At 70.8% G+C, this 23,096-nt stretch carries 16 protein-coding genes; 5 read left to right on the top strand and 11 right to left on the bottom strand.

Going from position 1 to position 23,096, the window contains the following annotated elements:
• Window positions 1–37: 37 nt before the first annotated feature.
• The 4 genes from ACIBG8_RS08285 to ACIBG8_RS08270 are packed head-to-tail and all read right to left on the bottom strand — an operon-like array spanning window position 38 to window position 2,311.
• Entirely contained in the window at window positions 38–571 is a 534-nt protein-coding gene (locus ACIBG8_RS08285; RefSeq protein ID WP_397341905.1) for a hypothetical protein, read from the bottom strand.
• A gap of 12 nt (window positions 572–583) precedes the next feature.
• Entirely contained in the window at window positions 584–805 is a 222-nt protein-coding gene (locus ACIBG8_RS08280; protein ID WP_397341904.1) for a hypothetical protein, read from the bottom strand.
• 54 nt (window positions 806–859) lie between these two features.
• A complete protein-coding gene (locus ACIBG8_RS08275) occupies window positions 860–1,546 on the bottom strand; it encodes an alpha/beta hydrolase (RefSeq protein WP_397341903.1) in 687 nt (228 codons plus the stop codon).
• 33 nt (window positions 1,547–1,579) lie between these two features.
• Entirely contained in the window at window positions 1,580–2,311 is a 732-nt protein-coding gene (locus tag ACIBG8_RS08270; protein ID WP_397341902.1) for a helix-turn-helix domain-containing protein, read from the bottom strand.
• Between the two features lie 134 nt (window positions 2,312–2,445).
• Here ACIBG8_RS08270 and ACIBG8_RS08265 point away from each other — a divergent pair, with 134 nt between their 5' ends.
• The gene (locus tag ACIBG8_RS08265; protein WP_397341901.1) at window positions 2,446–3,384 is read left to right on the top strand and encodes a hypothetical protein; all 939 of its coding nucleotides are present in this window, start codon (window positions 2,446–2,448) and stop codon (window positions 3,382–3,384) included.
• On the opposite strand, the gene ACIBG8_RS08260 is transcribed toward ACIBG8_RS08265, so the two are convergent.
• Complete coding sequence (locus tag ACIBG8_RS08260; protein ID WP_397341900.1) at window positions 3,366–6,071, bottom strand: tetratricopeptide repeat protein; 2,706 nt, start codon at window positions 6,069–6,071, stop codon at window positions 3,366–3,368. The genes ACIBG8_RS08265 and ACIBG8_RS08260 overlap by 19 nt on opposite strands.
• 170 nt (window positions 6,072–6,241) lie before the next feature.
• Between ACIBG8_RS08260 and ACIBG8_RS08255 the strand changes: the two genes are divergently transcribed.
• The gene (locus ACIBG8_RS08255) at window positions 6,242–6,781 is read left to right on the top strand and encodes a DoxX family protein (protein ID WP_397341899.1); all 540 of its coding nucleotides are present in this window, start codon (window positions 6,242–6,244) and stop codon (window positions 6,779–6,781) included.
• Between the two features lie 5 nt (window positions 6,782–6,786).
• Here the strand turns inward: ACIBG8_RS08255 and ACIBG8_RS08250 are convergent, their stop codons facing one another.
• The 4 genes from ACIBG8_RS08250 to ACIBG8_RS08235 all read right to left on the bottom strand — a co-directional run bounded on the left by ACIBG8_RS08250 (window position 6,787) and on the right by ACIBG8_RS08235 (window position 12,169).
• The gene (locus tag ACIBG8_RS08250) at window positions 6,787–7,575 is read right to left on the bottom strand and encodes a type II CAAX prenyl endopeptidase Rce1 family protein (RefSeq protein WP_397341898.1); all 789 of its coding nucleotides are present in this window, start codon (window positions 7,573–7,575) and stop codon (window positions 6,787–6,789) included.
• 98 nt (window positions 7,576–7,673) lie between these two features.
• Complete coding sequence (locus tag ACIBG8_RS08245; RefSeq protein ID WP_397341897.1) at window positions 7,674–11,480, bottom strand: HEAT repeat domain-containing protein; 3,807 nt, start codon at window positions 11,478–11,480, stop codon at window positions 7,674–7,676.
• On the bottom strand, window positions 11,462–11,776 hold the full coding sequence (locus tag ACIBG8_RS08240) for a CU044_2847 family protein (protein ID WP_397341896.1): 315 nt from the start codon (window positions 11,774–11,776) through the stop codon (window positions 11,462–11,464). The genes ACIBG8_RS08245 and ACIBG8_RS08240 overlap by 19 nt, the downstream gene beginning before the upstream one ends.
• Window positions 11,777–11,800: 24 nt before the next feature.
• Window positions 11,801–12,169, bottom strand: coding sequence for a hypothetical protein (locus ACIBG8_RS08235; RefSeq protein WP_397341895.1), 369 nt, complete (start codon window positions 12,167–12,169; stop codon window positions 11,801–11,803).
• Window positions 12,170–12,306: 137 nt separating this feature from the next.
• On the opposite strand from ACIBG8_RS08235, the gene ACIBG8_RS08230 reads away from it, so the two are divergent.
• Window positions 12,307–12,759 (top strand): hypothetical protein, encoded by a 453-nt coding sequence (locus ACIBG8_RS08230; protein ID WP_397341894.1) that lies wholly within the window; start codon window positions 12,307–12,309, stop codon window positions 12,757–12,759.
• A 163-nt stretch (window positions 12,760–12,922) separates the two neighbouring features.
• Here ACIBG8_RS08230 and ACIBG8_RS08225 read toward each other — a convergent pair whose 3' ends face one another.
• Window positions 12,923–14,050, bottom strand: a complete 1,128-nt coding sequence (locus ACIBG8_RS08225; protein WP_397341893.1) for an MFS transporter — start codon at window positions 14,048–14,050, stop codon at window positions 12,923–12,925.
• Window positions 14,051–14,082: 32 nt separating this feature from the next.
• Window positions 14,083–14,994 (bottom strand): ArsR/SmtB family transcription factor, encoded by a 912-nt coding sequence (locus tag ACIBG8_RS08220; protein ID WP_397341892.1) that lies wholly within the window; start codon window positions 14,992–14,994, stop codon window positions 14,083–14,085.
• 251 nt (window positions 14,995–15,245) lie between these two features.
• Here ACIBG8_RS08220 and ACIBG8_RS08215 point away from each other — a divergent pair, with 251 nt between their 5' ends.
• On the top strand, window positions 15,246–15,629 hold the full coding sequence (locus ACIBG8_RS08215) for a hypothetical protein (protein WP_397341891.1): 384 nt from the start codon (window positions 15,246–15,248) through the stop codon (window positions 15,627–15,629).
• 314 nt (window positions 15,630–15,943) lie between these two features.
• On the top strand, window positions 15,944–22,942 hold the full coding sequence (locus tag ACIBG8_RS08210) for a fibronectin type III domain-containing protein (protein WP_397341890.1): 6,999 nt from the start codon (window positions 15,944–15,946) through the stop codon (window positions 22,940–22,942).
• Window positions 22,943–23,096 lie beyond the last annotated feature (154 nt).

Below are 23,096 nucleotides of genomic sequence, written 5' to 3'. Positions count from 1 at the left end.
GAGCCCAGGCACAACCAGGGGTAGAAGTAGGGAGTGCCTAACTGCCCGCGGCGGCGTCCAGTTCGTCCGCTCGCCTGAGGTCCTTGGGGCGGCCCAGGGCGCGGCGCATCAGGATCAGGTCCTCCCTGGAGACATAGCGGACGGCCAGGCCGCCCGGGTCGACCGTGGTGATCGCGCGGTCGAGGCACTCCCGGACGGAGAGGTTGCCCCAGGGGAGCGCCGGGGTGCAGCAGTCGCCGACGGCTCCGGGCGAGGTGAACTGCACCTTGGGGCGCAGGAGGGACTCCGGGCGCATCGCCAGCGGGCCGCCCCTCTCGTCCGCGAGCCGGGCGCCGACGGAGGCGAGGGCGGCCGCCAGGGCTGGGGCGTGCGCAGGGGAGCCGTCCCAGAGCAGGTCCAGGTCGCCGGTCGGTTCGATGGATCCGTGCATGATGCCAGCCACCTGCCCGATCACAACGGCGACGGCGCCGTGGCGGTGGAGGGCCTCAAGCAGGGGGAAGGGATCGAACGCGGGGGTACGGCGGGCGGAGGCGCGGAGTCGTTCCAGCGGGTAGTCGATCATCTGAGACATGCAACACGAGCGTCACCAGCCTTGCACCCGGGGCGTGTCGTTCGCCGTGGTGTTTCTTTTGCGCGCCGACACCGCCACCGGGCGGCTCGGCTCTTCGAGCTCGGCCGCGACGATGCCCCCGGCCGGCTCGTGCTCGGCGTGCAGGTGGACGTTCTTCTCCTGCTTGGCCAAGCCAGCAAGGTATGCGGCGACGTTGATGAGGCAGTCGCGCAACTCGTGCTCACCGTCTTTCATGCATACAGGATCCGCCCGCGAGCCGCCGACGCGGGTCAAGAGCGAGTCAAGGTTCTAGCGCAGGACACTCGTCAGGAAGTCGTCCAGCGCCTTCCTGACGCGCGCCTTGTCCGGGCCGTCGAGCAGGGACAGGGCGTGCAGCGAACCGGGCAGCATGAGCACCGTCTCTGGACCGTTGTGCGCGGCCGCGATCCTGCGGTTGGTTCCCGCGGGGAAGACCCGGTCCTCCTCGCTGCTGATCAGCAGGATCGGGCCGTCGAAGCCGCTGACGGACTCGATCGTCGCGAACCCCTCGCTGGGCGACGGGCCGCCGCTGACGGAGAAGACGCCGACGACCTCCTTCCCGAGCGTGGGGGCCACGCCGAGGCCGACCAGGGCGCCGCGGGAGAACCCGCCGAGCACCACCTTGCCCGCGCCGTCGGCGACGAGGGCCCGGGTGGCCGCGGCCATGGCCTGGTCGTAGGGCTGCTTCCAGTCGAAGACCGCGACCCGGTAGCCCTTGGCCGCCATCTCCCTGGCGAAGGGCAGCATCTGGCAGACGCCGCCGTTGGCCTGCGCTCCGGCGACGATGCCCCGGTCGCCCTTCCCGAGGATCAGTACGCCGTCGGCATAGCGGCCCTCGCCCGCCTCGACGCAGAACGGCGTGGGTACGGCAGAGGCCTTGGGGGCGGCGGCGGGAGCGGCCGGGGCGCAGCCGGACAACAGGGCGGCGGCGATGACCAGGGATGTCGTTGTTCTCACGCGGGCAAGCTAGGCGCAGGGGATCCGGGCGCTCTAGGAGAAAACTGACCGGGGCAGGCAACCGGCCAGCCGATGGAACTCCCGGTTGAGGTGCGTCTGGTCGTAGAAACCGGCCTCGGCGGCCACGGTGGAGAGCGCCGAGCCTGGTTCGCGCAGCAGGTTCACGGCGTGCTCGAAGCGCATCAGCCTGGCCAGCTCCTTCGGCGTGACGCCGATCTCCTCGCGGAACCTGGCGATCAGGTGGCGATGGCTCCACCCTGACTGGCGGACCAGTTCACTGACCGGCACCGCGCCGTTGCCCGCCCGGAGCAGGTGCCAGCACTGCAGCACCACCGGGCTGGGCCGGACGCCCTGGTCCAGAAGGCCCAGCAACGTCGTACGCAGCAGGGCGAGGCGGCTCTGCCAGGTCGCCTCGCCGTACAACCGCTCGGTCAGCGGGCCGAGCAGCTCGGACAGGTCGACCATCTCACCGGCCAGCTCGTGCATCGGCACGCCGAGGATGGCGTGCGCGGCCAGGGGAGCCAGCTCGAGGTGGATGCCGTGCTGGCGGCCGGAGCGTTCGACGAACTGCGGGCCGGACTGCAGCCCGGCGACGAAGGATCCGCCGGTCCGGCCGGACACGGCCAGCGGCGCCTCGAAATTGATCATCAGCGTGACGTTCCTGGACGGCAGCTCGCGCTGCCGGGTCGGTGTCGTGATCTCCTTGCTGAATCCCCTGCAGGTGACCACGCCCGGCACGCGCAACCCGAAGTCCTGATGAGCCACGCCCTGTAGCTTACGGATGGACGTGGTGAGGAGGCGACGGTTGACCGGACCCCCGTCGCCGTGCCGATCGACGGGGCGAGTCGTGGAAGCTCTCCCACCTGGCCGACCACGGGCTCTTCGACACGTTGTCGCAGGTGGTGGCGGTCGCGCCGGACGACCTGTGGGCCTTCGGCAGGACCGGGACGGACAGGAACGGCAGGCCGTACGCGCTCAGAGGGGACGGCGAGCACTGGACCCCGAGCCCGCTCCCCGAGCAGGCCAAAGGAGGCGTCCTGGACGCCGCGGCCTCGGGCCCCGCGGACGTCTGGCTGATCACCGGCAGCACGCGGAACCCGACCGTGTTCCGCGGGGACGGGAAGAGCTGGGCGGCACAGGACGGCCTGCCGTACGGCACGCGGATCGAAGCCCTGGACGCCACGCACGCCTGGGCGTACTGGCCCGGCGCGGTCGATCAGATCTGGTTCCACGACGGCGCGGCCTGGCGGCCGACGGCGCTCCCCGACGGGGTCGCCCTCCAGGCGTTCGACGCGACCTCGCCCGGCGACCTGTGGGCCGTGGGCTCCACCCCGACAGGCGTCTTCCGCTCCGACGGGAGCCGCTGGACCCAGGTGCGCCACCTCGACTGGGCGGCGAACGTCCTGGTCGCGGCCGCCCCCGACGACGTCTGGATCATGGGTAACCGCATCCCGCCCCCGGTGGAGGAGCGCGAGGTCGAGCCGCTCACCGTCCCGCTCGCCGCGCACTGGGACGGCCACTCCTGGCGTCAGATCGACCTGCCACAGCAGTGGCGGCCGCTGCGGGCCGTCGCAGACGGCCGCGGCGGCGTTCGCGTCCTGGTCGCACCCAACCCGCCCGACGACGACGCGGTCGCGCCCACCACGGCGATCCTCTCCCTGTCGGCCACCGGGACGGAGGAGGTGTCGGCGCCGATGATCTTCGGCGGCCGGGTCTCGCTCAACGGGCTGGCGGTGGTCGGCGACACGGTCTGGGCGGTGGGCGCGGCCTACCCCGCCTCGGTCACCCTGTCGGCGTCCACGTCCGTCGTCTACACGCGTCAGTCCAGGCGTTCGTAGAGGAGTTCCGCCTCCGCGCGCAGCGTTTCGTCGTCGAGCGTACGGCCCAGCTCCATCAGGCTGTGCGCCTGCCCGCGCGGCTCCCCGATCTTCTTGAACAGCTCCAGCGCGTCGGCCAGGTAGTGTCCCGCCCGCTCGGGCTCGCCCATCTTGCGGTGGGTCTGGCCCAGGTAGAGCAGGCAGTAGGCCAGCCCCGGCCGGTTGGCCGGTTCGGCGAAGGCCGTCCTGGCCTGGTGCAGCAACGCCAGTGCCGCCTCGTGCTCGTCCATCTGGGAGCGGACCGAGCCGAGCTCCAGCAGGCTCAGCGCCTCGCCCCTGCGATGGCCGAGCTCGCGGAAGGCGGCCAGGCTTCGCCCGTGGCAGGCCAGCGCCTCGGCGAAGCGCCGGTGACGCTGGTGCAGCAGGCCGATCTGGTTCGTGGCGGCGGCGGCCCCCGGCCGGTCGTCCAGCTTCTCGTGCAGTGCGAGGGCGCTGAGCTGGCAGTCCATCGCCTCCTCGTAGCGCCCCCGCAGCTCGTAGACGGCGCCGAGGTTGGTGAGCGTGATGGCGGCGCCCCGGTCGTCCGCAAGCTCCAGGCGGAGCGCGAGGCTCTGTTCGAGCAGGTCGCAGGCCAGGCCCGGCCGTCCCTGCCGGTGATGGGCCAGGCCCAGGTCGTTGAGCGCGCGGCCCTCCGCAGGGCGGTCGCCGAGCCGCCGGGCCACCTCCAGCAGCGCCGTACTCACCGTGCCCAGGTCCCGCCAGTGGCCGCCGATGACGAAGGGCCGGTACAGCGCCCTGGCCAGCGCGATCACGGCCGAGCCGTGCCGGACGGGGTCGGCGGACGCCTGCTCCACGGCGGCCAGCAGGTTGGCCCGCTCGTCCAGCAGCCGTCCCGGCCCGCGGGCGACGCACACGTAGTGCTCGAAGACCCTGGCCACGGCGGCTTCGCGGGCTTCGATCGGGATCGTGGTCGTGGACAGCTCGCGGGCGTACAGGCGCAGCAGGTCGTGCAGGTGGTAGCGGCCCGACGCGGGCGACTCCAGCAGGCCGATGTCGACCAGGCGCTCCAGGGCCCGGCGCGCCTCCTCCTGCGGCAGGTCCAGCAGCCGGGCGGCGGGGGCGAGGCCGAGGTCGTGCCCGTCGAGCAGCCCGACCAGGCGGAACGCCTCGTCGGCGAGCCGGTCGGTCGGGTCGGCGCCGCTCTGGAGCTCCTGGTAGGAGGCCAGAAAGCTGCCGCGGACGCTGGGCTCCAGGTCCAGCTCGTCGAGGCGGAGCCTGGCGTCGGCCAGCCGTACGCTCAGCTCGGCCAGCCGCCAGCCGGGACGGGCGGTCAGGCGCGCGCCGACGATCCGCAGCGCCAGGGGGAGATCGCCACAGAAGCGGGCCAGCTCGGCCGCTGCCTCGGGCTCGGCGGCGACCCGCTCCTGGCCCAGCAGCCCGCCCAGCAGGTCCACCGACTCGGTCGCCGACAGCGGGCGCAGGTGCAGGTGGTGGCTCGCAGGCAGGCCGGTCAGCACCTTGCGGCTGGTCACCAGCACGCCGCAGCCCGCGCCGCCCGGCAGCAGCGGCCCGACCTGCTCGACGCTGCGCGCGTTGTCGAGCACCACCAGCAGCCGCCGCGCCACCGTCGCCGACCGGAAACGCGCTGCCGCCTCCTCCACCTCGGACGGAACAGCGGCGGGCGCCATGCCCAGCGACCGCAGGAACCGGCCCAGCACCTCCAGCGGCCGCAACGCGGGCAGGTCGGGCGTGGCTCCGTGCAGGTCGACGTAGAGCTGACCGTCCGGGAAGTGCCCGGCCAGCCGGTGCGCGGCGTGCAGCGCGAAAGCGGACTTCCCGATCCCGCCCACGCCGTGCACGGCGAACAGCGGCCGGTCCTCGCCGGTCATGACGTCCTCGACCGCCCTCAGCTCCGCCGCCCGCCCGGTGAAGCGCCGCACGTCGGCGGGCAGCTCGCGCGGCTGTACGGCAGGCGTCTCCAGCCCGGGGTCGGCCCGCAGGATGGCCAGGTGCAGCTCGGCCAGGCGGCGGCCGGGATCGAGCCCGTGGTTCTCCGCCAGCCTGCCGCGCACTCCGGCGTACACCTCCAGCGCAGCGCCCGTGCGGCCCGAGCGGTGCAGGGCCAGCATGTGCAGCTCGGCCAGCCGTTCCCTGTCCGGGTGCTCGGCGGCCAGCCGCACCAGCTCGGCCAGCCGTTCCCGCTCGTGACCGAGGTCGAGCTCGGCGCTCAGCCAGTCTTCGGTCGCGGTCAGCCTGGCCTCTTCCAGCCCGGCGCAGAGCCGCTCGCGCAGGGTGGCGCTCAGGCTGTCGACCAGGACGGGGCCGCGCCACAGTCCGAGCGCCTGCTGGAGCAGCGCCGTACGTCGCTCGGCCGCCACCTCCTGACCCGCCTCGGCGACCAGCGTCTGGAAGAGGTTCGCGTCCACCTCGGCTGGCGCGGCGTCGAGCAGGTACCCGCCGCCCTTCGAGGTGATGGCGGCGTGCCCGGACAGGCTGGAGCGCAGCCGCGAGACGTGCGCGTGGATGGCCCGGTGGGCCTGGGCGGGCGGCTCGCCGTCCCACAGCAGGTCGATGAGGCGCTCGGTGGTGACGACCTTGCCGAGGGCCAGGAGGAGGATGCCCAGCACGGCCCGATCGCGTCGCCTGCCGATGGGGACGGGGCGGCCGGCGAGTTCCACCTTGAGGGGACCGAGGAGCCCGAACCACACGTGGCAACTGTACGGCAACAGCACGTGGTCAAACTGGGGCTTACCCGGAAGGTGTGGGGCAGTTCCTGAATGGGGGCACTGCCCCACATCGCCGGTGCATCGCGGATGTAGTAGCGCCGCGGGGGAGCCTTGGGACTGTCAGCACAACGGCACTCCGAAGGAGCACGGCGATGACCGTCACCCAGACCATCCAGGCCAGGACCCCGATCTTCACCCTGAACCGCGTGCTGTGGTTCCTCCAGGTGGTGTGGGGCTTCTTCTTCGCGGGCAGCGGCTTCGGCAAGGTCCTGCTGTTCGACGCCGCCCTCTACGCGGACGCGCCGCGGGCCGTCGCCTGGTACGCGGCGGTGCCGCAGCCGCTGATCGTCTTCATCGGGGTCGTCGAGGTGCTCGGCGGCATCGGGCTCATCCTCCCCGCGCTGACGGGCGTCAAGCCGAAGCTCACGCCGCTCGCGGCGGCCGGTCTGGCGCTGACGATGGTCCTCGCGTCGGGGTTCCACCTCATGCGCGGCGAGTACGCCCTGATCCCCGCCAACATCCTCCTGGGCGGCGTCGCGGCGTTCCTCGCGGTCGGACGGTGGAACCTGCGCCCGACCGCGTCTTCGCCGCTGACCACCCCGCGCCTGCTCGGCTCTCTCGCCGTGGTCGCCGTGATGGCCCTGCTGGTCTTCGCCCCGACGTGGTACACGATGACCCACGCGCAGTTCTGACCGGTTCACATGGTGTAGGCGCCGGTGGCGAGGGCGATGATGCCGACCAGGGTCATCAGCAGGGCCGAGCCGGGGTGCATGGTGATGGAGATGCGGATGTCCTTGTTCTTCCAGGCGAGCCAGACGCCGGGGTAGAGGAAGACGAGCTTGGACAGGACCGTCCAGGGGGCCCAGAAGTGGTAGACGGAGAACAGGGCGGTGTTGACGATGGGGGCCCATGTGCCGAGTTGGGGCAGGCGGGGCAGCAGGAAGCCGCGGAAGTAGTACTCCTCCAGCAGGGGCAGGGTGAAGCCGGTGAAGGGGGCGCAGATGAGCAGGGTGGTGAGCACTACCTCGTGGGGGTAGCCCAGGAGGTAGGTGGCGCCGTCGGGTCCTGCGCCCTGGTAGTTCACCCAGGTGAAGAACCAGTCGTAGACGAGGTTGTCCAGCGGGGTCAGCGCCAGGGAGACCACGGTCATCCAGACCAGGCAGGCGGCGCCGAGCCAGACGACCTTGCGGCGGGCCAGCGGTTTGTCGCGGTAGTGCACGATGCCTTGCATGGTGTAGCGGCCGGTCTTCTTCTTACCCAGCCACAGCAGGAAGAGTTGGAGCGGGAAGAGCACGATGGCCAGGGCGATGGCCCAGGCCAGAAAGATCGGGAACTCCATCGCCCGGACCAGAGGAGCGGCCAGGAAGGCGTAGACGCCGACGATGGCGGCGCCGGGCACCAGGTGCAGGGCGATGGAGAACGGAACGGAGTGACGGTCGGCGAGCAGTTTGGCGACGAAGCCCTGGGGCTGCATGGCGGTATCCATGCCGAGAATGCTCGCCGTACGCCCCTACACGGACCTGACACCACCCTGACACGGGCCCCCGCCGCCGTAACAGGCCCTGGCACCAGCGGGCCGAACACTCACCACTCGTCGAAATCCGAAGGGTAGTGGCCTGTGAGGCGGCCGCGGGCGAGCCTTCTGTAGTAGTCGTCGATCCCCGGGTCGGCCACGATGGCTGCCCAGAGCTCCGTCACCCTCGGGTGGTTGCGCTCCGCCAGCCGGTCGATCGCGTCGGTGCGTTGCTTGCCCTTTCCCGACGGGTCCTTCGCGAGGTGCACGAGGGCGTTCGGGTCGCCGAGGTCGGCCAGTTCCCTGGCGGCCCACACCCGGTGCGTCGTCTCCTGAGTGGTGTCGCCCGCGAGTCGTTGGAGCAACGCCGTACCCGTCGGGGACCCGGCGCGGCCCAGGGCCGCCGCCGCTCTGATGCGTAAGGACGGATGCAGGTCCTCGCGGGTAAATGCGGTCAGCAGGGCGGGCCCGCGGGGGTCGCCCACCTTCAGGAGCTTGGCGGCGGCGAGGACCCCCACGTGGCCGGCGTCGGTGGCCAGATCGGCGAGCAGGTCGGCCTCGTCAGGACCGGCGCGCTCGACGAAGCGTTCCGCCGCCCACGGGTGGGACTCGCGCCTGGCCGCGCCGTACAACAGCAGCATGCCCTCCGGTCGCCGCAGCCGGGCGAGCGCGTCGGCGGCATGACCGTCCTCGACCGCCAGCCCGGCCAGCAGCTCCGCGCCGCGCTCGGCGTCCAGGGCCGCCAGGGCCACGGCCGCGTTGACCCGCGTGTACGAGGCGGCCGTGCCGGCGAGGGCGGCGAGCAGCTCGACGGCGTCCCGGTCGCCGAGGTCGGCGAGCGCCTTGGCGGCGTCCAGCCGGTACCCGTCGGACACCTCGGGATCGGCCACGATCCCCTTGAGCAGGACGTTGCCGCGAGGGTCGCCGCGCCCGCCCACCTCGGCCGCCACCCGGACGACCACGTGCGGACCCAGCGCCGAGGCGTCGTCGGCGAGGGCGGACCACAGCTCGGACACGTCCAGACCGGGCACCTCGGCCAGGGCCAGCACCGCCTGGAACCGCAGCATCGGGTCGCCGGACAGATCGGCCAGAGCGGAGACGGCCTCCTCCGGAGCCAGGTCACACAGCTCGGCCAGCGCCTTCGACCGCAGGTGGTCGCGCAGGCCGGGATCGGTGACGAGCTGGGCGAGCGCCGCTGCCCCGCGCGGGTCGCCGAGCTCGACCAGCGCCGCGGCGACCGTGACGCGGGCGAGGTCGAGCTGGGGATCCGCCGCAGCGCGGGCGAGCGTGTCCCTGGGAGGGTCGCCGAGCCGGGCCAGCGCCTCGGCCGCGAAGCCCCTGGCGTGCGGATCCTCGTCGTGCAGCGCCCGATCGGTCAGGAGGGCGAGCCCGCGCGGGTCGCCCATCCCGGCCAGCCTGCCCGCGACGGAGACCGCGTCGACGTAGCGGAGGTCTCCCATGGCGAGTACGGCCAGCACGTCGGCGGCGCGCGGGTCGCCGATCTCCGCGAGCCGTTCGGCGGCGTAGCGCCTGCGACCTTCGCCGAAGGAGGCGTCGGCGCTCTGCGCTGCCCAGGCGGTGCCCGCGTCGTACGGCAGGCCCAGGTGCAGGAGCGCCTCAGCGGCGTCGGCCCTGCTCTGGTTCGCCAGGACCGGCGCCGGATCGGCGGACAGCGCGAGCAGCATCGCCACACCCCGCGCGAGGTCCAGCCTGGCGAGCGCCTCGGCGGCCAGCACCCGGTTGGAGCCGTTCATCTCGTCGGTGCGGGCCAGGGCGGCCAGGAGGTCGGCCGCCTCCGGATCACCCATCCTGACCAGGGCGAAGGCGGCCGCCAGCCGGTCGCTCTGGTAGATGGTGGTGAACTTCCGCGTGCTCGTCCGCAGGGTCGCAGTGGCGCGCGCGATCAGCCCTGGGTCGTGCACCGCGCCCTCGCCGATGAGCGCGGCCACGAACAGCGCCCCGGCCAGGCGTCCCGCGAGCTTGCGCAGCGCCTGCACCATCCGGCTGTCGTCCGCCAGAGCCCCGGCGAGGAACAGGTCCTGCGCGGTGGGCGCCTTGCGCAGACGTTTGATCTCCACCCCGCTGCGGTTCCCGTCGGCGGCGATCGCCTCGGCTGCCATGAACTCCAGGAGCGTCCGGTGCAGGAAACGGAAGTCGCCCGCCGCCTCCACCAGCAGCCCGCAGCGGCGCAGCAACTCCCTGACCAGCTCTGTCCAGTCGGCCGCGTTCAGCTGGGCGGGGCGCTGCGCGGCGGTCCAGCCCGCGATCAGGTCGGCGGCCGGGTCGCGCACGCCGTCGTGGCGAGCCAGCGCCAGCCGTCCGACGAGCTCGGGCATCCGGTCGCGCAACGCCTCGGCGCCCGCGACCGCGCCAGGCCCGAACCTGGTCACCGCGGTGACGCTCTGCTGGACGACCCCCTCGGCGCCGTCGCGGAACTGGTGCCTGTGCTGCAGCTCCACGAACTGCCGGTAGATCGCCAGGCGCCCGGCGGGCAGCGCCCGGCCCGGCCGCTCGGCGAAGAGCAGGCAGAGCATCGTGGCCATCAGCGGGGTCGCGGCCAGCTCGGTCAGGCCCGCGTCCGCGACGGCGGCGGCGAAGGCGGCCGGGTCGGCTATGCCGTACCCGGCCGAGAACGCGGCCAGCTCGCCGCTCTCGAGCGGCAGCAACGTCAGGGTGCGAACGTTCCCGTCGAGGTCGAGCGGGCGGGTCGCGACCAGGAAGCGGTGTCCTGAGGCCTGGGCGCGCAGCGCGGCCAGCGCGTCGAGCAGGTCGCGCCGCCTGTCGGGCGCCATGACCTCGTCGAGCCCGTCCACGAGCACGAGCCAGCGCACCCCGGCGACCGGCGGCTCGCGGAAGAACTCCGGCGGCGGGCTCTCCCAGCCGAGCGCCTCCGCCCTGACGGCCGCGGCGATCGCCTCCGGCAGGGATCCGCCGGTCAGGGCGGCCGCGTGGACCCGTACCGGCAGCACGTCCGCGCCGTCGCCGTCGGTCCAGCGGCGCGCCAGCGTGATCATGATGTGCCTGAGCAGGGTGGACTTGCCCGCGCCAGGCTCACCGACGAGCAGGCAGTCGTCGGGCAGCTCCATGATCGCGTCAGCTGTCAGGATCTCGCCGGTGTCGCCGAGCCTGGCCCGCTGCTCGAAGTACACCTCCGCGAGCTGGGGCGCCCGCCTGGTCCCGGCGTTCGGGTGGGTTCGCGCCGCATGCGCAGCCGTACCCAGATAAGTGCGCAGGCGCGGTCCGGCGTAGCGCAGGCCGCTCGCGCGGATCTGCTCGTCCGACAGCAGCGCGAGCCACTCCTCGTGCGCCCGCACCGGCAGCGGGCAGCACGCGAGGATCTCCCCGGCGGGCACGAGGTGGGCGCTGCCCTTGTGGTCGGACGTGCACAACATGCCGAGCACGCAGCCCGTACGGAGGTTCAGTACGGCGCTGCCGCTGAAACCGCCCGCGACCGGCGTGCCGCGGAGCCGGGGGAGCGCGGGCGAGCCGGGCTCCGCCGAGCGGAGGGACGATCCCTCGTAGCTGAAGGTCGCGGGCTGGCCGGCGCGGAAGGCCCCCTTGGGATGGCCGTAGGTCCACAGCGGATCGCCGACCTCGGCGGCCCCGCACAGCGTGACGGGCGTCACCCGCGGCGGCTCGCCCACGACGGTGAGGAAGGCCAGGTCCAGCCCGGAGGCGTCCCTGAAGTAGTGGCCGGGCTCGCAGGTGAACTCCAGCGCGACGCCGCCCAGGGTCCCCTCGATCGCCAGACCGGGCTCCAGGACGTGGGCGCACGTGGCGACCACGCCAGGAGCCACGAAGAACCCGGTGCCCAGGCTCGACAGCGACGGCACCGCGATGGCCACCGTCGCCGCGGGAACTAGGGCTTCGGCGCCCATTCCAGCCCGACCTTGAAGGTGGACTTGCCGCTCGCCTTGCCGATGACGGCGACGAACGAGCCGGACTCCAGAGCGAACTCGCAGCCGAACTCCACGGTCACCTTGCTCGCGTCGGTCTCCCGCAGCCTTTCGCCCATCACCTGGGCCAGGTTGGCGAGCCCGTCGAGCGCCTGCTCCAGCGTGGGGACGCGGGCGCCGATCTCCTTCTCCTCACCGTCGACCGGGTTCAGCTCGGTGACGGACAGGTAGATGCGCCGGCCTCCCGCGTCGAGTGGTACCAGGAGTTCGTTGTCCAAGGGTCCGCCTCTCCTCGTGGTTGTTCAGGATGCGTGATGCAGCAGCCAGGCAGCTCGCTGGGCCAGGGGCCACAGCAGGTGGTGGTCCATGGCGGGGTCGTCGTCGGCTGCGCGGCGATGCACCGAGTAGACGTTGCGCACGCCCGCGTCGAGGAGCACGCCGAGCGAGGGGCCGCCGGCGATGAGCGGGTCGCAGGCGACGTCGCGCACCACCATCGGCGCACCGCGCCGCAGGGCCTGCCCGCACACCGACGACTCCTCGCTGGAGACGACCTCGAAGTGGCGCAGGAAGCGGGGGCCGAAACCGAACTGGGTGGCGTCGAGCAGTTGGGTGTTGCCCCTGTCGGGGTGGCGCTGTGGACCCGTACGGCGCGCCGACTGGATCCAGGTCATGCCTCATTTTCCCACCCCGGCCATCTCCTGCTGGTGATGTTGCGCATCAAAGCAGCAACATCTCCGGCCGTGACACGGCAGATCGGGCCGCCTCACTCTGAGGTCCGTCCGTTCGTCGATCACAGGAGAGGCCCGGAATGCGTACCCTCGCGAGAATCGCGGTCACCGTGCTGGCCGGTGGAGCGCTCGCCACGACCGCCGCCCTGCCGGCCCACGCCAACCAAGCCGCCACCGCCCAGGCGTACAACCACTGCAACGGGAAGATGAGCTACAACAAGCCCGGCCGGAGCGCGGCGGTCCCGGTCTTCTACTACGGCTTCAGCCCCGTCATCGACTGCGTCCTGGGCGTGGGCAGGGGCGGCGGCGGAGGCTCGATCGAGGCGCTGCAGGCGTCGCTCAAGTACTGCAACAACGCCCCCACGATGGTCATCAACGGCGTCTACACACAGCACGTCGTGGACGTCATCACGTGGATCCAGGCCGCCAGCGGGGTCAAGGCCGACGGCGTCTACGGACCCGTCACCCGCGGCCTGCTGAGGTGGGCCTTCTACAACGAGCTGTCGGGCAAGCGCACCTGCGAACACCTGTAACCCCAAGTTCCGTAGGTCCAGTCCATGGCCGTTACGTGTGTTGCGAAGTTGGCGTTCTAGGTACATCGGGCACCGCTTCCGCCTCCGGCAGTTGGACCTACGGCTCTTCCCCTGCACGACCGAGATCTACGACCCTGCCACGTGCCGGAGGTAGTACCGCACATCAGAGTTCGACGCGGCGGAAGATCCGCCACAGGGTCAGGTCATAGAGGGTCTTGGCCGTTCCCGCGATGAGGAACGGCCAGGCCAGGCCGAGGGGCGTCAGCAGCCCGGCCAGCGCGGGGCCGATCGGCCGGGTCAGGTACCTGGCGGTGTTGGTGACGGCCGCCGCGGTGGTGCGCTCGCCGGGCGGGACCATGGCCATGACGTACGCCTGGCGGGTCGGCACGTCCATCGAGGACAGGCAGGCGCGGGCCAGCAGCAGCCCGGCGGCCACCGCGAACCCCGGGGCGAAGGCGACGCCGATGAGCAGCAGGTTGCTCGGCAGGTGGGTGAAGACCATGGTGTTCAGCAGTCCGAACCTGCCCGCGATGACCGGCGCGAGCAGGAACGACGCGGTCTGCAGTACGGCGCAGCCGGCGAACAGCAGCCCGATGCCCGCCGTACCGGTCTGGTAGTGCACGCCCAGCCAGTACGCCAGGTAGGCCTGCACGACGAACCCCCCGGCCAGGCTGTCCACGGCGAACAGCGCCGCCAGCCGTACCACGACCGGGCGGGGACGGACCGGCGCGGCGACCCGGACCGCGGCCACCTCCAGCGAGGCGGGCAGCCGCAGGGCCAGCAGCGCGCCGCTCACGCCCACGGCCACCAGCACCCCGCCGAGCAGCCAGCGCGACAGCGGCAGCGCGCCCAGCAGCGCTCCGGCGGTCCCGGCGATGGCGGCGACGGCGTTGTAGAGGCCGAAGCCGCGTACGGCGACGCCGCTGCCGTCCAGCATGACCTGCTCCACCGTGGTGAACGGCCCGGACTCGACCACCTCGACCGACAGCGCGCCGGACAGCGCGGCGAGGCTCAGCAGCCACACCGGCGCGCCGGCCGCGATCAGCGACCCGCACAGGGCGAGGGCCAGGTACAGCACGGCGTAGGAGCGGCGGCGGCCGAACCGGTCACCCCAGCGGGCCAGGGCGACGCTGGCCAGCGCACCTCCCGCCATGACGGCAGCCAGCACGAGCCCGACCCCGACGGCCCCCAGCCCGCCGGCCTGGAGCAGGGCGGCGAGCTGGACGGCTGCCAGGCCGTACGCGAGCCCGCGTAAGGCCTGCGCAGCGAAGATCAACTGAGCGGCACGCACATTCGATCTTGTCCTCCTTGTGGAGTGCGCGTTCAGGCTCGCCCCCGCGAAGTGCCGAGCAAGGTATGGCCGAGCGAGGTGAGGCTGTGCAGGACCTGCTGGCCGTGGCGGTCGCTGGTGGTCAGCCCTGACTGGCGCAGGACAGTCAGGTGCTGGCTGGCTGAGGGAATGGAGATGCCGGTGCGGCGGGCCAGCTGGGTGGTGTTGCACTCCTGCTCGTTGGCGAGGCAGTGGAGTACGGCGGCGCGGGTGGCGCCGAGCAGGGCCTCCAGCCGCCCGTGAGGTGTTGGCTGATCGGGGGTCGCGGGTGTGGCCCAGCCGGGTTGGTGCTGGACGGGGAGGACCAGGACCGGGGGGAGGTCGGGATCGCGCAGGGTCAGCGGGTCTGGCCAGCAGAAGAACGACGAGCGCACCAGCAGCCCGCGCCCGTCGAGATGGACGTCCCGGTCCGGCACCCGGGGCGAGGAGTAGTCGATGGTCAGGATCGGAGACTCCCATCGGATGCGGGGATGCAGGGTGGACAGGAGATGTTCAACGCCGCCGGTCACCATGGCGCCGACGCGTTTGGCCCGGTCGGCGCGTACCTGCGCGTTGATCTGCTCCTGATAGGGCGCGATCGCGGTGTGATGGAAGGCTCGCAGCTCCCCCTCCAGCTGATTCAAGGCCATACGGTCGCCGTCGGCGAGAGGGCGAGCCCAGCCGGGCAGCGGCCGTTCCGCGTGCAGCCGTCCCACGTCTGTCCGCAGCCGGTGCCGTGGGGTTGAGAGGACGGCGTCGATGCCGTCGTCCAGGTCGCCGGTGCTGCGGGTCGGGGTGAGGAAGTCGGCCAGGTATCCGCGAGGCGGAGCCAGCCGCCGCAGCATCGGGAAATCCTGTACGGCTCGCCGTCCTGTTCCGCGCCTCCAGGTGTCGAACAACCAGGAGCCGTCGCTTTTTCCGAGCATGCTGGCACCCGACAGGATTTCCCATAAGGAATCAGGTCCATCGGCCAGCCGTACCCGCCCCAGGTCGTCGGCTGTGAAGTGAATCCGCTGCATTCACACCCCCGGGCAATGGTCCCAGAAGCGGTGCCAGGAGTGCCATACCGCGGCTAATTCTGCTATTTGGTCGTGACCAAAAGGTATTCACCACATCCGAGCGGCCCGGCTAGGTTCCGGCTGCCTTGGCACGTCGGGACTAACCAGAAGGAGTAATCATGCGTAAACGCCTGTTTGCCATGCTCATTGCCGCTGCCACCGCCGTGGTGGCGAGCGTCTCCCCGGCGGCGGCTGATGTGGCTCCGCCGCCAGGGTGTTCACGCGGGTTCTTCTGCGTCTCACCCACCTATAACACGAACGCCATCTGGGGCACCGACACCGGGTGGGGGCCGTACCCGCGTGGCCAGGGCATCGTCGGTCGCTACTGGTTCAACAACGGCAGTCCCGACCCTGGGCAGGATCACGTGGACGTCACCTACTACACGCAGTCAGGTGCGAAGTACGTGAAGTGCGTGCACTACTACCCGGGTCCCGGCCAGTACTCGGTGTCCTTCTCTGACGCGGTCGAGGTCGTCCAGGTGAGGTGGCGTGGCGAATGCTGACCGCCCGATTAAGAACTGTGACCGCAGGCATGGTCGTGGTCCTGGCCTTGAGCCCGGTATCGGCGCAAGCAGTTCCTCCGAAACAGACTCAGGCCCCAGCCGCCGCACAAACCGATCCAGCTCAGCCGCCCGCAGCCGGAGTGATCAAAAGAACGGAATGGACCGACCTCATTCAACGTCCCGACGGCAGCCAGAGCCTGCGCATCGGATCTTTACCACTGAACGCCACAGGCGCCGACGGTGTGTGGCGGCCGATCGATACCCGCGTGCGCCTGGAGGGTCCCACCGGGCAGTTGCGAACCGGGAACCACGCCATGGCGCCCGTCTTCACCGATCGAGGGATGCTGAGGGCCAAGCTCGGCGACCACGAGGTCGTCATGGCTGCGCTGGACGCGCGCCCGGCGAAGGCGACGATCGACACCAAAGATCGCGACCTCGTCAGGTACGCGGGAATCACCGGCGCCACCGATCTTGAATACGAAGTCGAGCCGAACGCGATCAAAGAGACGATCGTCCTGCGCAAGCCGTCGGCCAGAGGCGATGGCATGTGGCGGTTTCGGCTGACCACCGGCGCGCTGACCCCGGCGGTGGAAGGCGATCGCGTCCTGCTCAAGGATCAAGGCGGGGCCGTAGCCGGGTTCTTCCCGCCCATTCAGGTCTGGGACTCCTCCGGAGGGGAGAGCAAGGCTCCGGCCAGGATTGGCGGCGCCTACCGAGTCGAACGGTCCGAGGATGGCTGGCTGCTGACAGTCGCGGTAGATTCCGCGTGGCTGGCGGACCCGGCCCGGGTCTACCCCGTGTCGGTGGATCCCACCCTCGTGATCGGACAGAGCAGCTCGGTGACCTACATGCACAGGTCGCCCGCCGACGTCTTCCTGAACGACGGGTACGTCAACACCGGCAACAGCCAGTACGGCGGCGGAGACTCCTACCTGCGCTCGGTGGTCAGGTGGAACACCAGCGCTCTGGTCGGCAAGCGCATCGCCAAGGCCTGGGTCCAGGGCAACCGGATCTCCGGCGACTCCAGCCAGAAGCCCTGGGTCCAGGACATCCACAGCGTCCTGAGCGACAACTTCGGCGGGAAAGGCACCAAGCTTGCCACCGGTACGGTCGCCCTGACCGGGGAGATCACCGGTGACGCTCTCAAGGCCTCCCTGCAGACGCTGGCAGACACGGGCAAGACCGAAGCCAAGGTCATGTTGGCCGGCCCGGAACTGGCCGCGACCTACACGTACAAGAAGTTCAACGCCATCCTCAACGTCGACCTGGCCACGGTTCCTGGAGCGCCCACCGGAGTGAGTGCTGCACCCGGCGACCGGCAGGCCACTGTCAGCTGGACGGCTCCGGCCGACGGTGGTTCACCCATCACCGCCTACGCCGTGACGACCAATCCCGCTGGTGGGACCGTCGCCATCTCCGGCACCACGGCTACGGTGACCGGGCTGACGAATGGCGTCGCCTACACCTTCACGGTGAAGGCCTCGAATGCCGTCGGCGCCGGACCGGTCTCCAGCCCGTCACTTCCGGTCACCCCCCGGACCATTCCCGCCACCCCCACGGGTGTGCGTGTCGTCCCCGGCGACGCGAGCGCGACCGTCAGCTGGTCCGCTCCCGCTGACGGCGGGTCGCCGATCACCGCATACACCGTGCGAGCCGATCCCGGCGACATCAAGGTCACCGCCGATGGCACTGCCACCTCGGTCGTGGTGTCCGGCCTGGTCAACGGCCGGCCGTACACCTTCACCGTCCAGGCGAGCAATGCCGCGGGCACCTCGCCCGCCTCGGCGCCGGTGGCCGCGACTCCGGCGGCCCCACCCGGCCCACCGGCCGAGGTGAGCGCGGTCGCCGGTGACCGGCAAGTCACGGTGAGCTGGCACGCGCCCGCTTCCGACGGCGGTTCGCCGATCACCGGATACACGGTCATCCCCTCCCACGGGCAGCCGGTCCCAGCCCCCGCCACGGCCACCTCGGCCGTAGTGCCGGGTCTGACCAACGGCACGGCGTACACCTTCACCGTGAAGGCTGCCAACGCGGCCGGGCTCGGCGTGGCGTCGCAGGAGTCCGCTCCGGTGACGCCGGTCGGCCCGCCGGGCGTCCCCGTCAACGTGCGGGCAGCGAGCGCCTCTGCCAAGGCCATCCTGGTCACCTGGGAGGCGCCCGCCTCCGACGGCGGTTCACCGATCACCGGGTACACGGTCATCCCCTCGGAGGGCGAGGCCGTACCGGCCACCCAGACCACGGTCCTGGTGACAGGCCTGGAGGAGAGCAAGACCTACACCTTCAGGGTCAACGCGACCAACCGGCTCGGCACAGGCCCGGCCTCCGAGCCATCCAACGGCGTCAGTCCTGGCCAGACCGCCCGTCCGGGGCCGCCAACCAACGTCAGAGCCGTCTCGGGGGACGGCAAGGCCACCGTCACCTGGGACGCGCCTTCGGAAACGGGCGACTCGGCCATCGTGGGCTACACCGTCACGTCCCAGCCGGACGGCAAGACCGTCACCGTCTCCGGCACGACGGCTGTGGTGCCGGGTCTGACCAACGGCACGCCGTACACCTTCACCGTGGTCGCCACCAACGGCAACGGTGACTCCGCGCCGTCGACGCCCTCCACAGCGGTCACCCCTCAGCCCGTCCCGGGCGCCCCCGTCGATGTGCGGGCGCAGCCGGGCAACGGGAAGATCGACCTGTTCTGGGGCAAGCCTGATGGCGCGACGGTCAAGGAGTACCGGATCACCGTACGGCCAGGGGACCAGACGATCACCGTCGCCGGTGACAAACTCTCGGCAGAGATCCCAGGGCTGACCAACGGTATTGCCTACCGGCTGTCGATCATGGCGGCTAACGACGCGGGCTCCGGCCCCGCGGCCAACCCTGGCTCTCCGATCACCCCTTCGGCCTACGCCCGCCTCGGCACGCCCACCATCGAGCAGGTGCTGCCCCGCTTCGAGGCGGCCAAGGTGTCGTGGGTGGCCCCGGTCGCGGGGGAGGAACCGGTGACCGGCTACACCGTCACCGCCACTCCGCTGACGGAGAACCGCCAACCGGTGACCGCGACGGTGCCCGCCGCGACCACCAGCACGGAACTGGGCGGGCTGGTGAACGACGAGCCCTACATGGTGGCGGTGACCGCCACCTACTCCGGCGGCAACGGCGTGCCCGCCCTGTACCCCGGGCTCGTCCTGCCGGTCGCGGGAGCCGTACCCCAGAAGCCCGTGATCATCGCGAGCGGCACCAGGAACGGCAGCTTGGCCGTGCGCTGGGGCGCACCTGCCGACGGCGGCGCGCCGATCACCGGCTACGTGGTGCGAATCTCGGGAGGCATCCCCGAGCAGCGCCTGGGCGCGACCGTCAACACGACCGAGTTCACCGGCCTGACCAACGGTACGGCCTACACGGTGAGCATCGCGGCCACCAACCGCAACGGCGACGGCGAGCCGGTCGGAATCGACCTCACTCCAGCCACCCTGCGCGTCCCCGGCCTGTCCCGGGACGTCGCCGCCACAGCCGAGACCCAGGGCAAGATCCGCGTGACCTGGACCAAGCCGGCCGACGACGGCGGCGACGCCATCGATGGCTACCGGGTCAAGGTGACTCCAGGCGACCAGACAGTCGACGTGAACACCACCGAAGCGATCATCGCCGACCTCGACCCCGCCACCGGCTACACCTTCTCCATTCAGGCTCACAACAGTGAGGGGTACGGCGGCGCCGTCACGACCAAGGAGCCGGTCAAGGCTGCGATGAAGCTGGTCGGAACCCCCATCGTCCTCAACGCGGCCACGTTGTCCGCGTTGAACTCGATCAGCGGCAACGGCGTGCTGGACTTCGCCGGGGTTCCGGCGCAGCTGGCCTCGGTGCGGCCGGGCGCGATCCTGGTCGCCGACGTGCACGCCAAGACACCGAACGGGCTGTTACGCAAGGTGACATGGGTGGAGCAGACGGGTGGCAACCTGCGCCTGGCCACCGACGCGGGCAACCTCTCCGACATCTTCGGAGCCGCCGGATTCAGCTCCAGCCAACTCCTGTCCGATGCCGCCGCCGACCTGGCCGGGTCCGCCCCCACCGGGGTGGAGGTGACCAGCCTGGGCGCGACTCACGGGGTCACCGTGAGCCGGGCGGGCGCCGCCGCGACAGCCGACGACGCTCCTCCCCTCGACGTGCGGTACGGCTTCGGCGACGGAAAGTTCGCGCTCACCCTGGACATGCGGTTCGGTGAAGGCAAGAACGTGCTGGCCCTCGCCGTAGCGGGCGAACACCTCAAGGGCGGTGCCGAGTTCGGCGGGCATCTCAGAGCCACCTTCGCGGCCGGGCCGTACCTCGATCTGGACGGAGGGCTGGGTTGGGGCAACCCCTGGATCCGCGCGGAAGCGGGTCTCGACACCTCCCTCGAAGCCGACGTGGACATGAAGGCGGTGCTGAAGAGCAGCTTCAAGCAGGAGATCGGTCGAGTCGAGAAGAAGCGGCGGTTCACCATCGGCGGCGTACCCGTCGTCCTGATCGTGGCCGTGGAACTCGCCGTCGAGGTCGAAGCCAAGGGCGCCGTGAAGATGAAGGCCAAGGTCACCCAGAAGCGCCGCATCGGCGTCGGGGTCAGGGCAAGCCTGAGAGACATCGACATCTATCAGGTCCGAGACTCCCAGGGGTCCGAGCCGACCACCATGGACGTGGACGGCGAGCTGAAGGCGGCCATCAGTCTGCCCATCGAGGCCTCAGTTTCGCTGTTCGACATCACGGAAGAAGTCGGCGGCGGCTTCAAGGCGACGCTCAAGCCCCAGATCGAGTTCGAGGCCAGCACCGAAGCCCCAGAACCGGGAAAGGAGGCCGATCCCTGGTGGAAGATCGAGGGCGGGCTCATCATCGAGCTGGCGGCCAGCTTCGCGGCCTTCGGCTTCGAGGCGGAGAAGATCTGCGAAGACTGCTTCGAGCTCGCCGAATGGCCCATAGCCGAGGCCGACGGCCCCTTCCGGGGGTTGAGGATCGACCCGGATCAGGCAGAGACACGGCACGGGCAACCGGTGTCCTTCACAGCCACCCGCGTGGGCCTCGACGGTTCCACCATCGGTCCGATCACCTGGTCGGTGGAGGGCTCGGGCAAGATCGACGACAACGGTGACTACACCCCTGATCAGGAGGGACCCTCGCTGATCAAGGCCGAGGGGGTCGCCGCCGGGCGGACGTACGAGGCCACGGCCGCCGTCCACGTCGGCGCCGTGCCACCCGGTGCGCCGCGCAACGTCCGTGCGGAACCGGCCGTCCACGGCATCGCCGTGGCCTGGGAGCCACCTGCTGACAACGGCGGATCCCCGGTCACCCGCTACCGGGTGACCGCCGGAGGCGTGACCGTCACGGTCGCTGCCACCGAGCGGGGGACCGTGGTGCCCGGTCTCTCCCCGGGCAGTGACCATCAGGTCACGGTCTACGCCGAGAACCGGGCCGGTCAGGGTGATGGCGCGGGACCGAGCGGTTCGGTGCAGGTCCAGGGGCTCTACTCCGCGGTCGGAGCGATGAGCAGGGTGGACGTGAACGAGTGGGGTCGTCCTGATCCCCACTACCGCAACGCCACCAAGGTGCTGCTGTCCGGGGATGGCCGATACGCCGTTATGGCGGTGGACCCGGACAGCACGCTGGTCCCGTTGCGCTACCGCGATTGGTGCGCCCCGCAGTTCGCCTACTGTCTGATCCGTAAGGAGATCGACACAGGCAGAATCGAACCCGTCGGCCTCACGGAGAGCGGCTCCTACACAGCCACGGCGCATGCGGGTGCCTTCTACGGCGGTGGCATCTCCCATGACGGGAACACGGTCGCCTACCTCAGCGCCGCCAAGACGATCACCGTGGCCACGGTGGACGCCCGGAAGGTCGTCCAGGTCTCCTCACCGGATCTGACGGGCTACTTCGAACTGGCGGCCAACGGGAGCGTGCTGTTCTACAAGGCCGGCCAGGACCAGAATTCCCAGCTCCACCGGAAGGACCTGCGAACCGGAGCGGACACGATCGTCGCCACGTCAAGCACCTATTGGCTGGCCGCCGGGTTCTCGGTTTCGGCCCAAGGCGATCGGGTGCTACTCAACGACCAGGTCGGGACTCAGAACGGGTCTCCCTGTCCTGGCCTGGTCCTGCTCGACCTCGTCAGGAACACCAGGTCGGTCGTGGCCGATGGCTGCTCCACCGGGCAGGTCCTGCCGAGCTCGTTTCTGCTGACCGCCGACGGGCGGCAGGTCTTCGCGGTCGCCCGCCGGGAAACCGCGCCAGGCTCTGGCACCTACCGGACCGATCTCTACAAAGCGCCGGTCGACGGCGTGATCACCACAGAACGCGCCATCGAGAGCTGGCCGGAGCTGGAGGCGCTGAGCCCGGACACGTTCGCCACCACCGCGAATGGTGACACCTTCGCCAGCCCGCGAATGTACTGGACAGGCAACGCGACCGGCTACACCGACCTCCTGGTGCGCAACCTCGGCGTAGGCGGCACCACCAGCCTGGGCACCGATTACTGGGAGAGTCCGGCAGCCAAAGCCGTGGTTCCCGTGGAGAAGCGGCCAATGCTCACTGCTGACGGGAGCCGGATGCTGGTCCAGCGGAGGAAGGAACTGCGTGTGCAGGTACAACCCCCGTGGCCGTGGTTCCGACCCGACCTGACAGCGGGCGACGTCCTCGTCTACCGGGCCAACGCGGTGAGCGACGAGGGACGCAGGGCCCTGGTCCGCAAGCGGATCATGGACTACGTGAGCAACCCCACCTTCAGTCAACGCTTCGGTACCGGCTGGCGCCTGACGGAGGCGATGGCCGACGTCGCGGCAGGCACCTGCCTCACCATGACGGCCAAGGCAGGGTTGCCCGCGGACACGTGTATGAGCACGCCGATCTACTTCCCGACCAACAAGGAGACCTGGAAGAGCGCGAGCAACGCCGACCAGGCCATCGAGAAGACACCGGCCTGGGTCAGGACGCACTACGTGAGCGACAGCGAGAAGCAGAAGGTGCTCGCGCCCGATTGGTTCGACCAGCTCCAGTACCAGCCCAACCCCTGCAAGGACCGGGACAGGAGTGCCGAGTCCTGCCAGAGCTATCCGTTCTACGGAACGGAGGAAGGAGGCTCGTGGTGGGGGCCTGCCAGTAAGCTGGCCGTCATCTCCAAGGCGGAGTCCACCGCCGAGGCCTACGATCGCGGGGCCATGGCGGATGCCTGCCAGATGGTCTCGGCCAGATACTCCGACGGCGGCACGCCGACACTGACCTCGCACGGCACGCCGTACCTCACCATCCCCCTGATCTATGGGGAGAGCTATCCCGAGAGCTTCTTCGTCTGTTGACCGTACGGCGGAGCCCGGGCGACCGGGCTCCGCCGTCCTCGCGGGACATGCCGATCTTCACCATGCATGCGCGCACCGTGTCTCAGGTGTCCCATGGCTCCGCCGGGGAAATCCGGGGGATCGCAGGGATTGACACTAAGTTCAGGTGGTGAAC

The organism is Nonomuraea sp. NPDC050556 (assembly GCF_044457355.1).
GTDB lineage: Bacteria > Actinomycetota > Actinomycetes > Streptosporangiales > Streptosporangiaceae > Nonomuraea.
The sequence above is the reverse complement of the archived record's forward strand: the minus strand, read 5'-3'. Positions and strand labels throughout refer to the sequence as shown.